Source organism: Dolichospermum sp. UHCC 0406, assembly GCF_009712025.1.
Classification (GTDB): Bacteria; Cyanobacteriota; Cyanobacteriia; order Cyanobacteriales; family Nostocaceae; genus Dolichospermum; species Dolichospermum lemmermannii.
Genome location: NZ_VILA01000052.1, coordinates 1 through 385, shown reverse-complemented (window position 1 = coordinate 385; position 385 = coordinate 1). Strand labels below are relative to the sequence as shown.

Annotated in this window: 1 tRNA gene; it reads right to left on the bottom strand. The window is 41.8% G+C overall.

Going from position 1 to position 385, the window contains the following annotated elements:
- Positions 1-144: 144 nt before the first annotated feature.
- Positions 145-218, bottom strand: a tRNA-Ile gene (locus FJR09_RS24350).
- Positions 219-385: the final 167 nt, after the last annotated feature.

Below are 385 nucleotides of genomic sequence, written 5' to 3'. Positions count from 1 at the left end.
AACCGCTGACATCCTGCTTGCAAAGCAGGCGCTCTACCAACTGAGCTAAACCCCCAAAAACAATTAAAAATTGATAATTAAAAATTAAAAACAAAGATATTCTGCATTTTTAATTCTTAATTTTGCATTTTTAATTGGTTCAGGTGGGCCATCCTGGACTCGAACCAGGGACCTCACCCTTATCAGGGGTGCGCTCTAACCACCTGAGCTAATAGCCCTTATCGAACCAAATCATAGTTTGAAAGCTTTACTTCAAGTCTGCGACCGACCTAGGTTAGACCAATTTAGGCTCTATTAGCAATTTTCATTGCTGTCGAAATTCTAAATGGATTAGGTCTCCCTAAAAGGAGGTGATCCAGCCACACCTTCCGGTACGGCTACCTTG